Origin of the sequence: Winogradskyella sp. Asnod2-B02-A (assembly GCF_045063645.1) — a bacterium.
Taxonomy (GTDB): domain Bacteria; phylum Bacteroidota; class Bacteroidia; order Flavobacteriales; family Flavobacteriaceae; genus Winogradskyella.
Window position 1 is genome coordinate 215,877 of sequence record NZ_JBEFOG010000026.1, and the last position, 20,026, is coordinate 235,902.

Below are 20,026 nucleotides of genomic sequence, written 5' to 3' on the forward strand. Positions count from 1 at the left end.
ATTGTATGCTTAGTTGGTTACTTTTTTAGAGTCAAATACTCTTATTAAGTCACAGTTATGCGTTAAATTTTTGATGAAATACATTTTTAGACGTTTAACGAATCGTTTTTGTGAACATCTAACTTTAAAAATTTAGTACAATAGGTTATTTAAAGTATGAGTGCAATGTTTTTTTAGGACATAAAACGTACTTCGTTTATCTTTACAATACATGATAATTTTCTTAAGGAATATAGGGTGTTGATTTACTGTGTTTTAACAATTGTTATTTCTAAGTTTAATTTAGTGTACTTTTTAGTTTTGAATTAAATAATCTCATAGATTTCTAACTCTCAATAGTGTCAAAAAAATGTAAAATAAGTGTCAACTCTTCCAAATTGTCAAAGAATTGTATGTTATTTACATTAATGAAGCGTACTCTCTTTTACTCAATAGGAAAAATATTTATTTGCCTAGTTATTGTTTTATTATCATCTTGTTCATCAGTAGAGCAAGACGATTTTTCTAAACGTTCTAAAATAGCATTACGAGATGTTGGTAATCAATTATTGTTATCTAACCAAGATTCTACATCCCTAATATTGCCCATTTTAAAATTAGACTCAAATACGTTTCAAGTATCATTTAGTAATCCTTTAGCTTTTGAGCCAAGTACTTTAGTAGCTTTAATTCAAAAAAGTTTTAAATCTTCTCAATTACCAACGCAGTATAGGGTAGAGGTCGTACAATGTAGTAATTTGGAAGTTGCATATAGTTATCAGGTAAGTGATAATAAAGAAAGAACAATTATTCCTTGTTCAGGTAGACATTTGCCAAATGCTTGTTATTTGATAGAATTACAATTTACAAATAGACCTGTAGGTTTTGCAAGCCATCAATTGATTTTTATTACTATTATTCTTCTAGTGCTTTTAGGTATTGGATATTTAATATTTAAGAGAATGAAAGATGAAAGGCTGAAATTAGAAAATGGAGTCAGCGAAAAAATAGGCAGTTTTTATTTTTATCCAGAACAAAATAAACTCATTAAGGAAGCAAAAGAGATCGCTTTGTCTAAAAAAGAATGCGAATTGTTATCCCTTTTTGCGGCAAACCCAAACAAGATTATAACAAGAGATGAACTTACCAAACGTGTTTGGGAAGATAATGGCGTTTTTGTAGGTAGAAGTTTAGATACCTATATCTCTAAACTACGAAAGAAACTAAAGTCGGATAGTTCTATTAAAATTACTAATGTACACGGAGTTGGGTATAAGTTAGAAATAGGCTAATATTATCTATAATAACTCTGACTCGTTCCTCTTGTACATGCACAATTACTAACACCTTGTAAAAAGTCTATTCCAATAGTTACCATATGCGTACCAGAATTATAACCAGATAAATCATTTAAAGTGAGTTGATAAGAGTATGCAAAAAACCATTTGTTAAATGTTATTCCAGCCATTGGACCAATATTTAGTGGTTTAAAAAACTGGTCATTAAGAAAACGGTAAGATGCTCCAACAAAATAATAATCTCCTTTACGGTTAAATTTTCGGTATTTAAAGTTGATGTCTGTACTAGAACGTTTATCACTATCAAACATTTGAAAAAACAAAGATGGCTCAAATTCCACATCTTTATTTTGCTTGCTTTTTATAACTAATCCAGTGTACAATTGATAATTTAATAATTGAATAGGTTCTACTCCTTCATAATTATCAATATCTTTTTTCATGATATTATTAGCATTAAAACTTAAATAAAATGCTTTCCAACGGTATAAAATACCAGCATCAAAGTTATTATTTGAAAGACCTCTGTCATTTGTAATTGCTGGATCTAAAATTGGAATGTCATAAGTGGTATTAAAATCTTCAATAGCAACTCTAAAGTTATTAATGTTATACGATAGTCCAAATGATAGGTATTGTTTAGATTTATAATCTAAAGTTAAGTGATGCGCAAAAGAAAATTTAACTCCTTTCTGTATTGTGTTACCATTTCTATCATTATATGCAGAAATACCTACTCCAGAACGATTTCCTATTCTTAAATCTGCATACACTGATTGATTATCTGGTGCATTTTTTATACCAACCCATTGTGTTAATCCATTAGCTCTAATTTTTAGATTATCTCCAATTCCTGCATAAGTAGGTGAAATAACAAAATCATTATCTGCTAAATACTGCGTAAATACAGGTAAGTTTAATTCTTGGCCATAACTTTGTGCAAGGACCAAAAAAAGAATATATAGTGTGATTTTTTTCATAATGTTATCTTTTTTGTGTTCTTGGCTATTATCTGTAAAGTGTAAAATGTCCAACAAATTCTTTATCGTGAGTAGGATCATTGGTTTTAACTACAAACCAATAATCTCCCATTGGCAAATCTTTGCCATTATATTTTCCGTCCCAAACTTCACCAACATGATATTGTGCTACTTTACGTCCATAGCGATCAAAAATATCAAAGGTTAAGTTTGGATAATTTTCAGTACAACCTGGTGTCCAAGTATCGTAAGAGTTATCTCCGTTTGGTGTGAACCAGTTTGGAATACAAATATCTTCGAATTCTAACTCAATTTGCGCGGTTGCATAACAACCTGCGCTGTCTGTGACTGTAACAGTGTATATTCCAGATTCATAAATGATATAAGAATTTACATCACCATAATCTTCGTCGTTCATTGTAAATTGGTATCCACCTTCACCGCCTGAAGCTGTTGCAATAAATTCGTTAAGTTGTTCTCCTTCTGCTAAGGTTAATGTAATAGGATCAGTTACTTCAATATCGAAGAATTCTGTAGATTGTATACAACCATTAGTATGTCTAACTTCTATAATATGATCTGTTCCTACAGGTACGTTATAAAAGATGTTACTTTCTTGATAAGTACCACCATTTAATGAGTAATCTAGTTGAGAAAGGTCTTCAATAGAATCATCAACAGTAACTGTTACTGTGTTTCCTTGCAAGTTGTTTTCACATATGTTTTCTATTAAAATTTCAGGTAAAATACTAACTGATTCAGGAAATGTGATGTTCCATTCAGATTCACAACCTTCGGCATCTCTAACAAACACAGTATGATCTCCTCCAACTAAATCGGTAAAATCAAATTCAGTTTGTACAGCATTTCCTGTAGTATAAACACCTTCGTAATCATCTAAACTTACACTGTATGGTAATGTTCCTCCAGAAATAGCAATACTAAATTCTCCGTCAGCATTTCCAGTACAAACTTCTGGGAAAAACGAATCTGCTACGATACTTAATATCACAGGATTTGGCTCAGTGATTTCGAAGTTGAATGTTAAATAACAACCTAATTCATCTTGAACTATGATTTCGTAATTTCCTGGAGATAAATTTTCAAACGTATTGGTTTCAAAAAATTGATTAAGTTGTGGAGAAATAGCATATCTAATAGTTCCGGTACCTCCAGTTGCTGTGATTTCAACCATTCCGTTATTGTTGCCTGCACAACTAACATTATTCACAATAATAGTTGCATCAATAGGCGCATCTGGTTCTGTAATACTAATTGGTGCCGATGTAGCTTCACAATCTCCACTTTCTACGTATACTATATAGTCTCCTGCAAAGAGTTCTGTGAAATATCCAGGAGTAGTTTGTGTCGCTGTTACAGCGTTACCTAAATTATCTTGTAAAGTGTAAGTGTAATTTCCTAATCCACCAATAGCAGTTGCTAAAATAGATCCGTTATTGTCTCCAGCACAATTAATAGTTGGGTTAGAGGATTGTAACGTAACTTCTAAAGTTGGCAATGGATCTACAGAAATTTCGTTAGATACATTGGTAACACAACCGTTAGCATCTCGTACAAAATAAGAATAAATACCATCCGAAACATTGAATGTTGTTGAGGTTGAAAACGTTCCTAGAATTGGTGAGAAAGAGGCATTTTCACTGTATGAATAGATACCAGTACCACCAGTAGCACTTAAAGTTAATGTAGATTCTGTTAAACAGGTTTGTGTTGTTGTTCTTACTAAACTCGATTGAATTGGTTCTGGCTCGGTAATTACAATATTAACCGAAGAAAACTCACAATCAAAACCATCTGTTATTCTTACAAAGTAAGTTCCAGGTCCTAAATTTTCAAATACATTAGAAGTTTGTGGACCAGAAACACTTGGTGTTGGTAAAACAGTATTTAGGGTGTATGAGTAGTTTGTACCTTGTCCACCAGTTACATTAGTAATAGTAATACTAGCGTCTTGATCTCCAAAACAAGATAAGACCGTTGTACTTGGGATAAATGTAGCATTTATTGGTGTTGGAGTTTCTAAAGTGATGTTTTCTGAAACAATACAACCTCCTGCATCCATAGCATTTATGGTATAATTACCAGCTGAAAGTCCTGTAAATGAACCGTTAGAAGAATATGCTACAGTGGCATCACCCGTTAATTCGTATTGGTAATCTCCCCAACCACCAGTTGCAACAGATGTAATTGTGCCTGCATCGTCATTACAAGTGACGTTAGACGTTTCTGAAACATTAAGTGCTAAAGCTTCTAAAGGAGATACAATTATCACATTTGAAATTGCAGAACAGAATGGTATGTCAGTTTCTGTGATTTCTACAGTAAATGTTCCAGCTTCCATGCCTGTTACCGTTTCAGGATTAGTAGATGTGTTTGCATTTACAATTCCTGTTACTGGTATTCCTGCACTATCAAAAACTTGATAGGTATAAGCTCCTGTATAATTTATAATATTGATATCGAATGATCCAGAGTTGTCTCCAAAGCAAGTAATGGCACTTGGTGTTAAAGTGAATGTTGGAAGCACAGCTTCAGCGACAGAAATTGAAACGTCTTCAGTACAAGATGTTACTGTATCTGTTATTGTAATTGTATACGTTCCAGATGGTACACCAGAAACAATATTTCCTGCAATACTAATAGATGCTGGATTTGGAAGAATACTATAAGTATAAGAGCCAGATCCGCCAGAACCAGTGATGGTAATTTCGCCATCGTCATTATTACAAGAAGGCAATGTTGTTATTTCAGGAGTTAATGCAATAGGAGCTACAATATCTAAAGATACTGTGTTTCCACAACCATTAACATCTTGAATAGCAATAGTATGTGTGCCAGAATATAAATTTGAAATTGAAAAAGGGAATGTTTGAGTTTGAAATGCTCCACCATTAATACTTACACTGTAAGGAGGTATTCCGGCAGTATCTAAAGTTACATCAATTTCAAATTCACCTTCTGCAACAGTACATTGATTAGTTATGGTTGCAGAAATAGCAGGAGTTGCATCCATGTCTAAAATTTGAACAGCACTTGTAACAATACAATTGTAAGCATCGATAACATGAACATAATAACTTCCAGCATCCAAATTAAAAGTACTTGAAGTGTCCCAAGCAGTATCATTTGCAAGTGGAGTAGAAGCAGAGGTTGTAATTTGATATTGATAAGGAGGTGTTCCATTTGAACCAATAGCACTTATAACACCAGAATTGGCTTCACAATTTGCATTTTCATCTATTGAAACAGCTAATTCTAAAAGAAATGCAGATTCAGTAATATTAAAAGGAATTGTTACAATACCACAACCAGCATTTGCGCCAGAAGTTTCGCTAATTGATACAAAATAGTTTCCAAAAGGTAATGGACCTAAATCTGTTATGGTTATTGATCCGTTAGCTGGTACAGTACTAGAACTCGATATGCCAGTTGAAGTTAAACTTAAAGAATCAAAGATTTCATAATCAACATCTACACCAGTTCCATAAATACTGTTAACTGTAAATGACACATTACCATCTGCACTGCCTGTACAAGTAATATTATTAGCACTAACAGCTGTTGCTGTTAATGTAGAGCTTGTAGGAATTGGGACCGTTGCAGGCTCATAATAACTACAGTTTGTAGATTGATCATATACAATAAATGTATAAAGTACTCCAGGTATTAAACCTGTAAATGTAGCAGACTCACTTCCTATTGAATCTTCTGCTAACCAGTTTCCTACAGGATATACTGTACTTGGGCCTTCGTAAATACTAAAGAAGAATGGTCCTGCACTAGTTAGCGTTGAGCCAATACTTACTTCAGCTTCGCCACCTGTAGAACAATCAACTGTGGCAGTAATATTAATATCTAAATCTGTTGGAGGTGAAGCAACTAATACATCTTGAACTAAGACAGAACAACCATTTGCATCAACGACATTAATTTGGTATAATCCAAAATCAACAACATCAAAGCTTACAGATGTTGAGCCTACGTTATTAAGTTCCGAATTTGAATAGCCATTTGTTCCTGTAACAAAATAGTTATAAGGTGAAACACCGCCAACCACAGAGTTAATAATAACAGAACCTTGTGAAACACCACTCAGATCACATGTAATATCTATTGCGTCATAATCTACAATGATAGCATCTGGTTGATCAATAATTACAGTTTCAGTGGCTGTACAAGATTTTGAATCAGTAACAGTTACGCTATATGTACCTGCAGGAAGACTAGATGTTTGTGTTCCAAAATCTGTTCCGGTAGTGTCGTTAGTTACATTAATTTCAAAAGGAGGTGTGCCTACAGTAGTATCAATAGTCACCTCAATGGCTCCATTAGTATCTCCATTACATAAAATAGGTTGGGTTTGAACAACTAAACTCAAAGCAGGTAATGATAATGGATTTACAGTAATAATTGAAGATTCCGCAGTACAACCATTTGCATCAGTTATTTGCAATTGGTATGTTCCTGCTGTGCCTGTACTATAAGTAAATGGTGTTCCGGTTGCACCTAAAGATGTAAAAGCTCCTCCGTTAATAGATACAGCATGTGTATATGGCGCAGGACCAGTAATTGTTCCTGTAATTACGGCATCTGGTGAAGCAGTACAATCTAAGTCTTCAGTTAAAACAACAGCTAAAGTTGGAGTAGGAATAGGATCAATAGTATAAGATTCACTATACACACAATCATTTTCATCTTTTACTTGAAATGTATATGTTCCAGGTTCTAAACCTGAAAAGTCAGTAGATGTTTGATAAGCTGTTGCTGCCGAAGCAGGTGCTGTAATTTGATACTCTAATGTTCCTATGCCACCTGTTGTTCCTATAATTGAAACTGTCGCTGCATTTGATGGACAAGTTACAGGTGAATTATCAAACATTAAATCTGTTGGTGGGTTTAAAACCTCAACTGTTATTTGGTTCATTGCAGAAGAACATCCGCTAGCATCTTTTACAATTACAGTGTAATTTCCTGCTGATAAGTCATTAAAACTGTTACTGTTTTGAAAAGTGACACCGTCAATGCTATAAGTATAAGGTGAACTACCTCCTGTTACTCCGGTTACAGTAATAGTACCATCTGATATACAAGTATATGGTGCAGATAAAGTAGCAGTACCAACAATAGCAGCTGCAGAGTTAATTGCAATACTCTGTGGAATCGTTTCACAAACATCTGTACCAGACGTGTATTCTAATACCACATCATAATTTCCTACAGCTAATCCTGTAAATACATTGGAATTAACAAAAGTAGCTCCACCATCAATACTATAAGCTATACTATTTCCATTGGCATTAGTTACATTAATTGTTAATGCTCCAGAATTATCAGCGTCAGCACAAGCAATATCTGTTACGTCTACAGTAAAATCAGGTTCAGAAATGGCATCAACATTTATCGAAACTTCTGTACTACAATTATTAGAATCTGTAACTAATATAGTATAAAGTCCTGCTGAGGTTACTACAATTTGAGGTACAGATTGAAAGTCAGTTGCGCCATTTACAAAGTAATAATAAGGTGGTGTTCCTCCAACAGGATACACTGTAAGTTCACCATCCGTACAGTTTAGAGGACTTGTTAAAGCAACCGTTGCTGTTAATAATGGTGGTTCAATTATTGTAATGTCTTCAGTAAACGTACAACCATTTTCAGATTCAATTGTCGCAGTATATGTTCCAGGATTTAAATTTTGAAACGTATAATTATTATCTATAATTGGACCAACACTATTGACTACAGTTGCTCCTTGAGATATGGAAAATAAATATTGAGGATCTGCATCATTAGCTGATAAATGAATACTTCCTTTATCATCATGACAAAGAGGTTGCGTTACAGTAGCAGAGCCAGTAAATTCACGATCTCTAACTTGAACACTTGGCACTGTAAAAACACAAGGATTTGTAGAAATTCCTACTTGTCTTACATATATGGTATAAGTACCAGCTGTATCCACAGAAAACACATTACTAGATTGAAAGTTTGTTCCATCAATACTATATTCATAACCAGAAGGCACATTATTTACAGTAATACTCCCATTTGTGTTACAAATAATATCAGTTGCTACAACGGTTGGGTTTAATACATTTTCATATACATTAAAATAAAACTGAACGAAACAGCCACCTGGATAATTTATTGTGATACGATATTGTCCGGCTGTATCTACTAAAAATCCAGATTCACTTGGAATGGCATTCCAAATACAATCTGTATTTTCATTAGCACAATCCGAATCTGAAACGGCATCACAACTCGTTTCATCGAGTACTTCCCATATTATAGAAGTAGAGTCTGATATATTTGTTTGTATTATTCTAGTATCGTCTGCACCACACAAAAATATATTTGGTAATAATTTACCATCATTAGGACATACAACTACTTCATCTGCGTATGGAATTACTGGATTTGTAGTATTGGCACCAAAAAGCTGTACATTAAATTGTTGTACAATAGATTGACAAGGAGCAATTGCTGTATTGTAAGAATAATAAGTGCCAGATTCAGTAACGGTAATTGATTGTGTGTTTCCAATAACTGGAGTTCCTGTTGGACTAGTAGACCACGAATAAGAATCATAACCATCAGCAGCCGTTAAAACGAGACTTTCACCACAAAGAATTTCACTATATTCAAAAGAACAATCTAGGTCTGCTAAAAAGTTAGTCGCTTGAGGTGAAATTAAACAACCTGTATTTGCACTTAAACTAGGATCATCAGTAATAGTAAAATCTGGATTTATAGTTCCTTGATATGTAGCAAAAGCTTGATTATTAATAATATTAGAACACGCATCCTCTAATTGACCACAATCATCAACGACTTGTACTTCAATACGTATTTCGTAAACAGGATCATTTTCTTCAACAAGGGAATCATCAATACTTAAAACGAGCTCTCGTGTAGTAGCATTATAACTAACCACTGAAACACCAGAAGGTAAGACTAAGTCTGTTGGATGATTGTATATAATATTTATAGGAAGGACATCTCTAATCGTAAAGTTTGTGGCATCGTCATTTCCTGTATTTTGAAAACCAATTACATAATTAAGAGACGATCCTAAGCCTACTAGCTCACCTCCTATATCATTTCCTAAATCATCTTCAACAATTTTTGTTAGTACAATATTTGGAGCAATAATCTCAATAGCAAAAGCACTAAAATAGTAATAGTAGATATCTAAATTACTACCTAGACTAATGTTAGCTGAGGTTGCATTATTGGCAATAAGTGAATTCCCTGGATTAGGAATATTAATGATACCAGCATCAAAACCTAAAGTGTTTGAACTGTTTGGTGTTCTATTTGTAAATAACTCTGAGGTGTTTGTTGCAGGATTAATATCTGAAACAGAACTATTAAAAAAGTTATTACCTGGACGGATTGTATTACCAATACTGTTTGTTACACTGATAGTACTTCCGTTAAGTCTTAAATAATCACCAGTATAACCTCTATCTCCTTCAATTGTACTAAATGCAAATTTTGCACGTACAGGACCTGTTGGTATGGTGTTAAAGCCACTTACAGGAAACGTTTCATTAATAGAACTTGTAATTTTTGTAAACCCATCAAATGACGTAATGTACTTGCTTGGTAAAAGAGGATCTTCATAAACAACAAATAAAGACCAACCTGCTGATAGACCTTCTGAATTTGGTTTTGGACCTACTAAAGTTGAAATATTAGCCACAGAGTAGGTGCCTTCAGGATCTGCTAAAGCGGTTAACTTATCTGTTACATCATGATAATAAGCATATGTATTAGATTGATTATTATTTGTTGCATTTTGATAGTAAATCTCGGTTCCTGTTATATCTTCATATGCACCTCCAGGTACTTTAAATTTTATATCAGAAATTGGCTCGTCTCCATCAACTACGGCACTCCAATATAAACCAGCATACACAATAACATAACAACTGTCGTCACTTGGTACATCTAAGTCAGCACTACTAGAGTTAAATGTAGTAGAATCACCATCTATATCAACATAGACTGCGGCATTTACACCATCATTTGTAGCGTTTCCATTATAAGGATTAGAAACATGTAATCCCACATTACTGTTTCCAATTAAAAGGATGTCTCCTTTAATGGCCTGATCATATCTTGGCGAAAATGGCACAAGGTTTTGAGCAAACATTTGCTGTCCGATTATTAGGAATAGGACAATTTGGGCTATTCTAGAAAAAGTAGGTTTTTTCATGATATTTTAATTTATGTCTTCACTTTTTTCCTCGGGGCAGAGTAGAAAGTAAAGAGAGGCTTAACTCTTATTTAATTTTCAATTTTAACTATTGACATTTTTCCATTATATGGTCTATTTCCTTTAGATTCTAAGGCTTTATTAGCATTTCCGATATCTTCGAATTTATCATAGAATATGTAATATTTACTAGTTGCAACATCGTGGAAGAAATCAACATCTGTTCTGCCAGAAGCAACAACATTAGTTAAAAATTCATTTCTTCTTTTTGTATCGCTATGCACTGCAATGATTAGGTAATAACCACTTTCTACATTATCTATATTTTTTAAAATTTTAATATTATTTCCTAAAGATTCACCAAAGTCAAAATCTGCTTCTGTTAAAGGTTCATCACTTAATACTGTAGTTTGCTTTATATTATTAAGCATGGCTCTATCTTGGCTATATCTATCTTCTTCGTTATTAAAGGCGGCACGTTTAATTCGTCTTCTTTTTTCAACCTCTGTTGCTATTCTAATGGCATCAAGTTTTGTGTTTAATTGTGCATTAACTTCGTTAGCTTTTAATTGTTCTGCCTTTAATCTTTCAATTTCCTTTTTATAAAATAAGGTAACTTCATCTAATCCATAAGTGCTATTTGAAATACGATCTTCATAAAGTTTATTTAATTCATCAATTTTTTCACTTCGTGATTTAATTACATTTTCTAAATCTGTTTTAATTGCGTTAAGAGCATTATTTTCTGCAGTAATACTTTTAAAAGGTTTTGGTTGTACTGTAATACCTTTATCGCTTAAGTCATTTTCTTCTTTTAAATCTTTTAAGTCTTGATCTTTAATGGCAACAATATCATCGAATTGCTTTAATAGGTCATTCTGTAATGTTTTAGAATCTTCAGTTGAATTCGCTATAGTTTGCATAGACTTAGCAAGAGCATCTGTTGGGTTTGAAATGATTTCATTGTTATTATTTTGTTCTGCTAAAAGTTTTTCTTGTGCATCAGCTTCTGCTTTAGCTTTTTGTTCTGCTAAAAGTTTTTCTTGTGCATCAGCTTCTGCTTTAGCTTTTTGTTCTGCTAAGAGTTTTTCTTGTGCATCAGCTTCTGCTTTAGCTTTTTGTTCTGCTAAAAGTTTTTCTTGTGCATCAGCTTCTGCTTTAGCTTTTTGTTCTGCTAAAAGTTTTTCTTGTGCGTCCGCTTCTGCTTTAGCTTTTTGTTGTGCTAACAGTTTTTCTTGTGCGTCCGCTTCTGCTTTAGCTTTTTGTTGTGCTAACAGTTTTTCTTGTGCATCAGCTTCTGCTTTAGCTTTTTGTTCTGCTAACAGTTTTTCTTGTGCGTCCGCTTCTGCTTTAGCTTTTTGTTGTGCTAACAGTTTTTCTTGTGCATCAGCTTCTGCTTTAGCTTTTTGTTCTGCTAACAGTTTTTCTTGTGCGTCAGCTTCTGCTTTAGCTTTTTGTTCTGCTAATAGTTTTTCTTGTGCGTCAGCTTCTGCTTTAGCTTTTTGTTCTGCTAACAGTTTTTCTTGTGCATCAGCTTCTGCTTTAGCGTTTTGATCTGCTAATAGTTTTGCCCTTGTTTCTGCTCTTTCAACGGCTTTTTTATCTGCCTCAATTTTATCAAGTTCAGCTTGTACTTCAGCTAATTCTTTGGCTTGTTGTTCTTCAATTAACTTTGTTTTAGCTTCGTTATCTTGTTGAGTCTTTTTCTGCTCAGCTAATGCTTTAGCTTGTGATTCAGTTTCTGTTTGTAATTTGGCATTTTGCTCAGTTAATGAGTTAGCTTTTGTATTAGTTTTACGTTTAGATGTAGTAGTGGTTTTATTATTTGCAACTCTAGATTTAGACGTTTTTGAAACACGACGTCTTTTGTTTCCACGAGAAAGAATACTACTTACTTCGTCTTCTCGACTATAGTCATAATAATTATTATTAGTAAATCTGTAAGCTAGGGTGATCTCGTGTGAGGATCCAAAATTGGTTAAGTCTCCAAAGGCTTTTTCATAATTATACTCAAGAGCAATTTGCTTAGTGATGTTAATACCTACACCAGCAGAAGCTCCATAAAGTGTATTGTAACCTGCTTGTGCCCAAATACCTTTAGGCACTGTAACCATAGCAACTCCAGAAATTATGGTTTCGTCTTTCTGAAAATCTGATCGTAATAAAGCTGTGAATTTACTATTGTCAAAAAATCCTCTGCTATTCATGTAGCCTGTGTACATAAAATGAGCTTGAATACTTTGTTGTGGATTATCTTCGACTAAAAGAGAAGATTCGAAATTGTATAATGCTAGATTTTTAAATGACAATCCAAAATCTAAAAATTCTGTTCCATAATTAATACCAGGATTTATAGATAGTAAGAAATTTTCTGGAACATTTTGTAAGGCTGGATCTTCAAAATTTGTAACAACACTACCTGTATTTAAACCACTTTTATAAGCGCCGATATTAATACCAAATGTAAGGTTACTATCTTGACCTAATCTTGCATTATATGCAAAATTCAAAATACCACCAAAGGTGGTAAGTACTCCATAATTTTGTTGAAACAAGCCTAATCCTGCTCCAATATTTTCTCCAAAACGACCGGAGTAACTTGCTAAATAGGTGAGTGGTGCGTTATCAAATTGTACCCATTCTCTTTTGTTATAGATACTTATATATTTTGTTTGCTCTCTTACAAAACTAAATGTTGGGTTTACAGTATATCTATTAAAGGTTAAAGAATTACGTGTTGGAATTGCAAGCGAAACCACTCCGTCATCTTCTTGAGAGTAGAAAGTCTGTGTAAAACAGATACATAATATAAAAAGTAAAAAACGTGCTTTCATATTATTTTACTACGGTTATTGAACCTTTTTTAATTTTATTATCTTCAGTGGTTATGATGTAATAATACACCTGATTTATGCTTGTTAAATTAAGATTGGTTTCTGGCCAATTGTTTTGATAATCATTAGTTTTTAATACTACTTCACCGCGATTAGTCATTATAATCACTTCGGTATTTGTGCCACTTACATAAGTTTGTGGAATAATCCATGTATCATTAATTAAATCTCCATTAGGGCTAATAGCATTCGGTATTTTTTCAACATCAGGAAAAAGGTCTAGTGCTTCTTCTACAGTAAACAAATATTCTATTGAAGCTTCACAACCCGTAGTTTCTGAGATGATAACTTTATAATCACCAAATTCTGTAGCTTCAAAAGAAGATTCAATTGCACCTGAAATTATGGTATCATTTAAATACCAATAATAATTAGGATTTAGGGCTGTTGAGGTGACATTAACAAATAATGATTCATCAGACAAAATCTCATTATATTCTGGTACATCAATTGAACTTTCAAATAATTCGCTTACTAATTCTATACTTCCAGAAGCTGAGCAATCTCCTAAATCTACTTGTACTGAAAAAGTTGCTGATTCATTAGTTTGATACATTTGACTTGTAGCATCTGGAATAATGTTTCCGTTTTTAAACCATTGGTAGGTGTTACCACCAATTGTACTTAAAGTTGTATAACCCTGTTCAGGACAAAATGGATTGCCTAAGCTTGAAGCAATAGTTGCATTAGCTTCTCCAGAAATGGCTTCACTGATAGTTACGCGATTAGAAAATGAATCTGAAGTACAACTTCCGTAATTAGTTTTTACAAAATAAGTACCATTTGTATTAACAGATAAGGTTGGACCATCTGCTACAAATGCTGAGGTCGTAGGACTTGTTTCTTTATACCACTTAAATGTAAGATTAGGATATTGTAAAGGGGAATCATTAGTTCCGTTTCCTGGATTATCTATAGTTAATAAATAACTACCACCTGTACAAAAAGCACCAGTAGAAACTAAATTATTTATAGTAAATGGTGAATCTTGAATTTTATAATATGCAGCAAATGCTGCTGATTTAGAACTTGTTGCTGCAGGAGCACTAGTTTTAATTCTAATTTTATAATTTTCTCCAGCTGTTGTGTTTGGTATTGAGAATTCTAATGTTGCTGGTGAAACAGTAATTGAGCCTGCTGCTGATGTATAAATAGTAGTAGCATTAGTAAAATCACCATCCGCATCAGACATTTCAATGCTAAACTGATTAGAAGAGTCTAAAGCAGATTCTGGTGAGAAAATAAATGTAGTACTATAAGTATTAAATGATGCACTTGCACAAGCTTGACTAAAACCTAAATTTGGTGTGCCAATAACTATTTGCGCATTGGCACGTTCCAAAATAGAAATGGAAACAAGGCATACTGCAAATATTATTTGAGATAGGTAAGTAGGTTTAAGCATTAGGTTCGGGGATTGTAATTTTTATTCTATAAGCTTTTTGGGGTTTGGGTTTAAGGTTGACGGTAATATTTTTAAACTTAAAGTTTAATCATCATCATCGTCATATAAATCATTAGAAGCAATTATTTTGTTAATTCTTAATCTAAAATCTGGAAATCTACTATTATTAGAGTCAATAAAAGTTTCTGAGTCTGGACCTTTAGAATACACATTGTCAAAAGCTCTACTACCATACCAACTTTCTAAGTCATCGTTATTAGAATAGTCTTTTCTATAAATATTGCCTTTGCAGTTATTAAAGTATAATCTTGTAAATTTTATCTTTTGTAAATTTTTACTGTTTATTTCTATATTTTCATCAAAGATTACAGCAGGTTTAAATCCAGAAATTACACTTTTATTAATCGTGAATTTTACATCTTGTCCAATGTAAATTGCTTCTTGTACCAAACCAACGTTAATATCTGATTTTAAATCTTTACTAACATTAACAAGCGTAAGGTTCTCTGCATTAACATATGTTTCCTTTTTAGAAGTATCTGCTTTTTCTTTTATATCATAAGATTTAATTGACATACAACGAGATCCATCTGGACTAGAGATATAAGGTGATCTAATTGCTAATGAATTAATAATATGACATTGAGCGCCATAATTAAATTCATAATCATTTTCGTTAGATCTATAAGATACAGTTTGAATTAATTCAACATCACCACCTAAAACATTAAATGAGTTTCCTTGGCAATAACTCACCATTACGTTATTCACATTTGTCTGAAGACCAATACCAGCAAGCGTAAGTCCACTGATGTTTCCGAAATCTTTAGTGGTTTTACCAGCATATTCAATTCTTACATATTTTAAAGTACCAGAATTGTCGTTAGAGTTATCACCACCATAACTAATATTTTCTGTTGATGATGGGTTTAAACCGTAATTAAGTGAAGCGACTTTACCAAATGTATTAATTGGTGCATCACCTAAAATAAAAAGGCCTCCCCAATCTCCAGGTTTTTTATCCGATTTACTTGAAGTAAAAATAATTGGGTCAGTAGATTTTCCTTCAGCAATTATTTTAGAGCCATTACTAATAGTTAATGATCCCTTAGTTTTATAGTCTCCTAGAATTACTGTTCCTGCCTCTATAGTTAGAGTTGTACTATCAGTTACATATACATCTCCTAAGAGAAGATAAGTGTTCCTTTTGGTTAAAGTTGTGTTTTGTGATATGTTACCTGTTAAGATTTGTGTTGGCTCTTCGTAGTTTTGTTTGTTAGGCTGAAAGTCTGTCCATGAGTCTAGCCAATTATTGTAGCCAGTAATGCCTTTTTCTTGTTGGGCATTTATGTTGCTAATCACTAAAAAAAAGAGCAGTGCGGTTAGATTAATATTTTTCATACTAGGTAAATTCTATAATTAGATTAAGGGCTATTAATTATTTACGTCAAACATATGATTAAAATCCATGAAACACAAATAATATCGATGAAATACATATATTAGATTGAATTAGGTGCATTTACCTACAAAAAGGGTTAGATAAACAGTAAAATGTGTATATAAATTTAATTTTTAACATTTATCATTGATTTCAATGTACTGTATAAAAAAACCTTCACATATTTTCAATGTCAAGGTTTTTACAAACACATAATAATTAAAAAACTAACTAATCTTTTTTAAAGTCGTCGTATGTATGCAGCGCTTTTAGAGTGGATTCATAAAATAAAATAGCTGCTATTAAATCTTTGGTATCAGAATAAGGCAGAATTGATTTTTGAAACTCTATTGTACTATCAAAATAGGATGTAGAAGCATCAATATTATCTTCTAAAGCCTTAATATTATCTTTTGATTCTGGAATACCTAAAGATTCCATAGTAACTCCAGGTTTTGTGGCAAATGCAATATTTGGTAGAATATTTACAATGACTTCTATTCGTTCTATATATAAAACTAATAATTCACCTTTTGGCATTTTTTTTAAATCCTCTCGACTATGATATTTTGAGATGTTTACTTTGCCACTTATTATACTTGGAGATTCTTTCTTTTTTTGAGCAAAACCCATGCTTATCATTAGGAAAAAAAGGGCACAAAATAAGGTAGATTTGGTATTCATATTTACACTTTTTAATTAATCTTAGTGCAACAAATCTATACATTTTATTAAATAAAACAACTATATTTTTACATTTTTACTAAAACTTTTTTATATATTAAATGCGTATTTTCACGTTAAACTGCGTGTTTGCTTGATAAAATACAGATTTTACCGATGAAATACATTGCTCGTTTTTGTTCCACATATTCACTTAATAAAGACTAATTTTAAGAAAAACACTCTTAATTTAAGGAGTACTCTAGTGTTAACTCTTTAAAAAAAAGGATCGTTTCTTTCATTAAAATTCAACATCAATTTTTACGTTTTTTTAAAGCATTTATTTTATATCATCAGGTGCTCTTTTATGCTTTTTATTAAGGAGTTATTCCTTAAATATATGAGATGTAAATAATGTGTTTAAATTGATGTGTTAATAATAATGAGCGTATTACGTCGGAATTTTTAGTTGTTTTTTTCGGTTTATCGTGAAAAAATAGCATTAATAAGATTTTTATGGAGTTGTTATAAATAAGTATCAATTTAGAGGTGTTGTTAATCGATATTCTCATGAAAAATTCAATTTATTTATTTTGTTTTATTTGTTTTTTAGGATCAAGCTGTTTGGTATCTGCTCAAGATTCAAATAATCAACTTCCAATTTACGATTCTGCAGAACTTAATTTAATGAGTTCAGATACTATTCCAGATTACGAGACTAAAACCAATAAACTTAAAATTACAGGAACGATCTATGAAAGTGATGGAGTTACACCTGCAAAAGATGTGATTCTTTATGTTGAACAACCCGATGAAAATGGTGATTTCGATTTAAGAGAAACTAATGATAAGCGTTATGTTCACCATAGAGGTTGGGTAAAAACGGATGCCAACGGACGTTATACACTATTTACTTTTGTGCCAGGAGGTGATAGACGCTTTAATCAATTACAACAAGTTTATCCTATAATAAAAGAAGCTTCTAAAGAGGCATATGTTCTTGAGACATTTTTATTTGATGAAGATCCTTTACTTACAAAAACATGTCGTAAGCGTATGGCTAAAAAAGGAGATCCAACAAGAATACTTAAATTAAAAACTGAAGATGGTATTTTTGTAGCAGAGCGAAATATTACATTAAAAAATGATGTTGATATAGCCAAATCATAATTCAAATTACTTAAAATACTCAACGTCCTAAATCACTTTTTAGGGCGTTTTTTTATGCTTTTATTCCTTTTAAAATACTTTTTTTAGCGATTTAAAATTCCATAGTACATTAATATTGTAATCTTATTTTATTTATTTTGAAAAAAGAATAATGTAATTTCATCGTTCTAATAAATTCTTGACTTCAAAATACCAGATTATAATGAGTAAACAGACATTTCATTTAGGACTATCTATGGCAGGAGCTGTTTCTGCAGGTGCTTATACAGCTGGTTTTATGGATTATTTATTAGAAGCACTATCTGAATGGGAAAAAGCAAAACAGCAACAGTTAAATAATACGGACAGTAATATTCCTAACCATAAAGTCATTATAGATGCCATTGGCGGAGCTTCTGCAGGTGGAATGGTTGGTATGATTGCAACTCTCGCACTTTATGCTGGCAATTGGAAGCCTATTAAGAAAGTATCAAATGTAAAAACAGGCAATATCCTTTACGATAGTTGGGTGTTCTTAGACGATGATGAAAATCTATATTCAGAAAAGGCTAGTGGAAAAGGTACGTTTGAAAAAATGTTAGATATTTCAGATATCAATCCAGAAGTTGGTGCGCCTTCTCTTTTAAATTCTACACCAATTGATGCTATTGCAGAACGCGTTTTTAATGAGCTTCCTAAAGAAGCTGGTTTAGATAATTTTCCGCAATATATATCTAAAGATTTAAGATTGCTTATTACTCTAACAAGCCTTAGACCGTTAGATTATAAGGTAAAAATGAGCAGAATTAAATCTAAATTTTTAGATGAGACACCATCACACCGTGTTAGTAGTCATGATGTATTAGCGCATTTTAAATTAAACTTCGACGATGCAAAAGATAAAAATCAATATTTGCCGTTTCTTCCACATAATTTAGAATCACGTCAATTTCTCATTAAAGTTACAAAAGCTACAGGAGCTTTTCCTATTGGATTAAAATCTCGATATTTTGATAAAGAATTTACAACAAGCTACTTAAATAATAGTTTAAAGGTTCGTAAATCATTGATTAAAGATTTAGATATTCTAATAGATGCAGAACAAACTTCAAATTTTCAATTTACAGCTATTGATGGAGGTACTATAAATAATGAGCCTTTTGATGAAGTATTGAGACATCTCGTTAAAAAACATGGAGATCCAAACTTAGAAAATCCAAAATTTGGAACCGTTCATATAGATCCATTCCCTAATTTCTTTGATGCGAAAGTAACGGATAATGTAAATTATAAAGTTTCTAGTATTGTTGGGATTCTTGGAGCTATTGTACCAACCATTCTTAGTCAAGCACGTTACAAGCAAACAGATAGTTATGGTGTTGGTTTATTTAAATTAATGTCTTTTCCAAGAAAGTTGAAATCTGGAAAAATGGAAATTAGAGAGCATCCACCTTTAGCAACAGGAGCTTTAGAAGGTTTTGGAGGTTTTCTTGATATTAAATTTAGACAACATGATTTTTTTCTTGGAAGAGATAACGCACGTAATTTTTTACGAGGAATTTTATTTTTAGAATGTGATAAAGACAATCCTAATAATTTGTTTTACGGTGTTAGTGATGCTGCCATTGCTGAATTTAAACGTAACGTGAAACAAAAAGATGGTAGCGAGAAGGTTTATATGCCAATTATACCTGATGTCAGTAAAATTGAAGGAGATTCTAATCCAACTAAATATGAGGTTGAGGACTTTCCTAAGTTTGATGGTAAAGCTTTCCTAGAATTAAAAAAGCCTATAAAGAAAAGGGTTAACGCCATTTTAAAGGCAGAACTAAAAGGACGCGTTAAAAGTTGGTGGTTAAAACCAATTATAGCTGCTTTTAGAGGTATTATTGCAGGTAAAATAACCAATTGGGTAATTGAGCAAGTAGAACTAGACTTTAAAAACCGCAAGATGTAGAGTTACTTTTATTCA

General features: G+C 32.4%; 9 protein-coding genes. 3 read left to right on the top strand and 6 right to left on the bottom strand.

Annotated features, from left to right (window positions below):
* Positions 1–407: 407 nt before the first annotated feature.
* Positions 408–1,271 (top strand): winged helix-turn-helix domain-containing protein, encoded by an 864-nt coding sequence (locus ACJJVO_RS04495; RefSeq protein ID WP_405570969.1) that lies wholly within the window; start codon positions 408–410, stop codon positions 1,269–1,271.
* 2 nt (positions 1,272–1,273) lie between these two features.
* Here the strand turns inward: ACJJVO_RS04495 and ACJJVO_RS04500 are convergent, their stop codons facing one another.
* The 6 genes from ACJJVO_RS04500 to ACJJVO_RS04525 all read right to left on the bottom strand — a co-directional run bounded on the left by ACJJVO_RS04500 (position 1,274) and on the right by ACJJVO_RS04525 (position 16,926).
* Entirely contained in the window at positions 1,274–2,257 is a 984-nt protein-coding gene (locus ACJJVO_RS04500; protein ID WP_405570971.1) for a type IX secretion system membrane protein PorP/SprF, read from the bottom strand.
* A 28-nt stretch (positions 2,258–2,285) separates the two neighbouring features.
* Positions 2,286–10,502 (bottom strand): T9SS type B sorting domain-containing protein, encoded by an 8,217-nt coding sequence (locus tag ACJJVO_RS04505; protein WP_405570974.1) that lies wholly within the window; start codon positions 10,500–10,502, stop codon positions 2,286–2,288.
* A 71-nt stretch (positions 10,503–10,573) separates the two neighbouring features.
* Positions 10,574–13,336, bottom strand: coding sequence for a PorP/SprF family type IX secretion system membrane protein (locus tag ACJJVO_RS04510; RefSeq protein ID WP_405570977.1), 2,763 nt, complete (start codon positions 13,334–13,336; stop codon positions 10,574–10,576).
* Between the two features lies 1 nt (position 13,337).
* Positions 13,338–14,801, bottom strand: a complete 1,464-nt coding sequence (locus ACJJVO_RS04515) for a gliding motility-associated C-terminal domain-containing protein (RefSeq protein ID WP_405570980.1) — start codon at positions 14,799–14,801, stop codon at positions 13,338–13,340.
* A gap of 84 nt (positions 14,802–14,885) precedes the next feature.
* A complete protein-coding gene (locus ACJJVO_RS04520) occupies positions 14,886–16,202 on the bottom strand; it encodes a hypothetical protein (protein WP_405570981.1) in 1,317 nt (438 codons plus the stop codon).
* A 271-nt stretch (positions 16,203–16,473) separates the two neighbouring features.
* Positions 16,474–16,926 (bottom strand): hypothetical protein, encoded by a 453-nt coding sequence (locus ACJJVO_RS04525; protein ID WP_405570983.1) that lies wholly within the window; start codon positions 16,924–16,926, stop codon positions 16,474–16,476.
* Positions 16,927–17,475: 549 nt separating this feature from the next.
* On the opposite strand from ACJJVO_RS04525, the gene ACJJVO_RS04530 reads away from it, so the two are divergent.
* Both ACJJVO_RS04530 and ACJJVO_RS04535 read left to right on the top strand, forming a co-directional pair.
* On the top strand, positions 17,476–18,075 hold the full coding sequence (locus ACJJVO_RS04530; protein ID WP_405570985.1) for a hypothetical protein: 600 nt from the start codon (positions 17,476–17,478) through the stop codon (positions 18,073–18,075).
* Positions 18,076–18,277: 202 nt separating this feature from the next.
* Positions 18,278–20,011 carry a patatin-like phospholipase family protein gene (locus ACJJVO_RS04535; protein WP_405570987.1) on the top strand — a complete coding sequence of 578 codons (1,734 nt, stop codon included), beginning with the start codon at positions 18,278–18,280 and terminating at the stop codon, positions 20,009–20,011.
* The last annotated feature ends 15 nt before the right edge of the window (positions 20,012–20,026 follow it).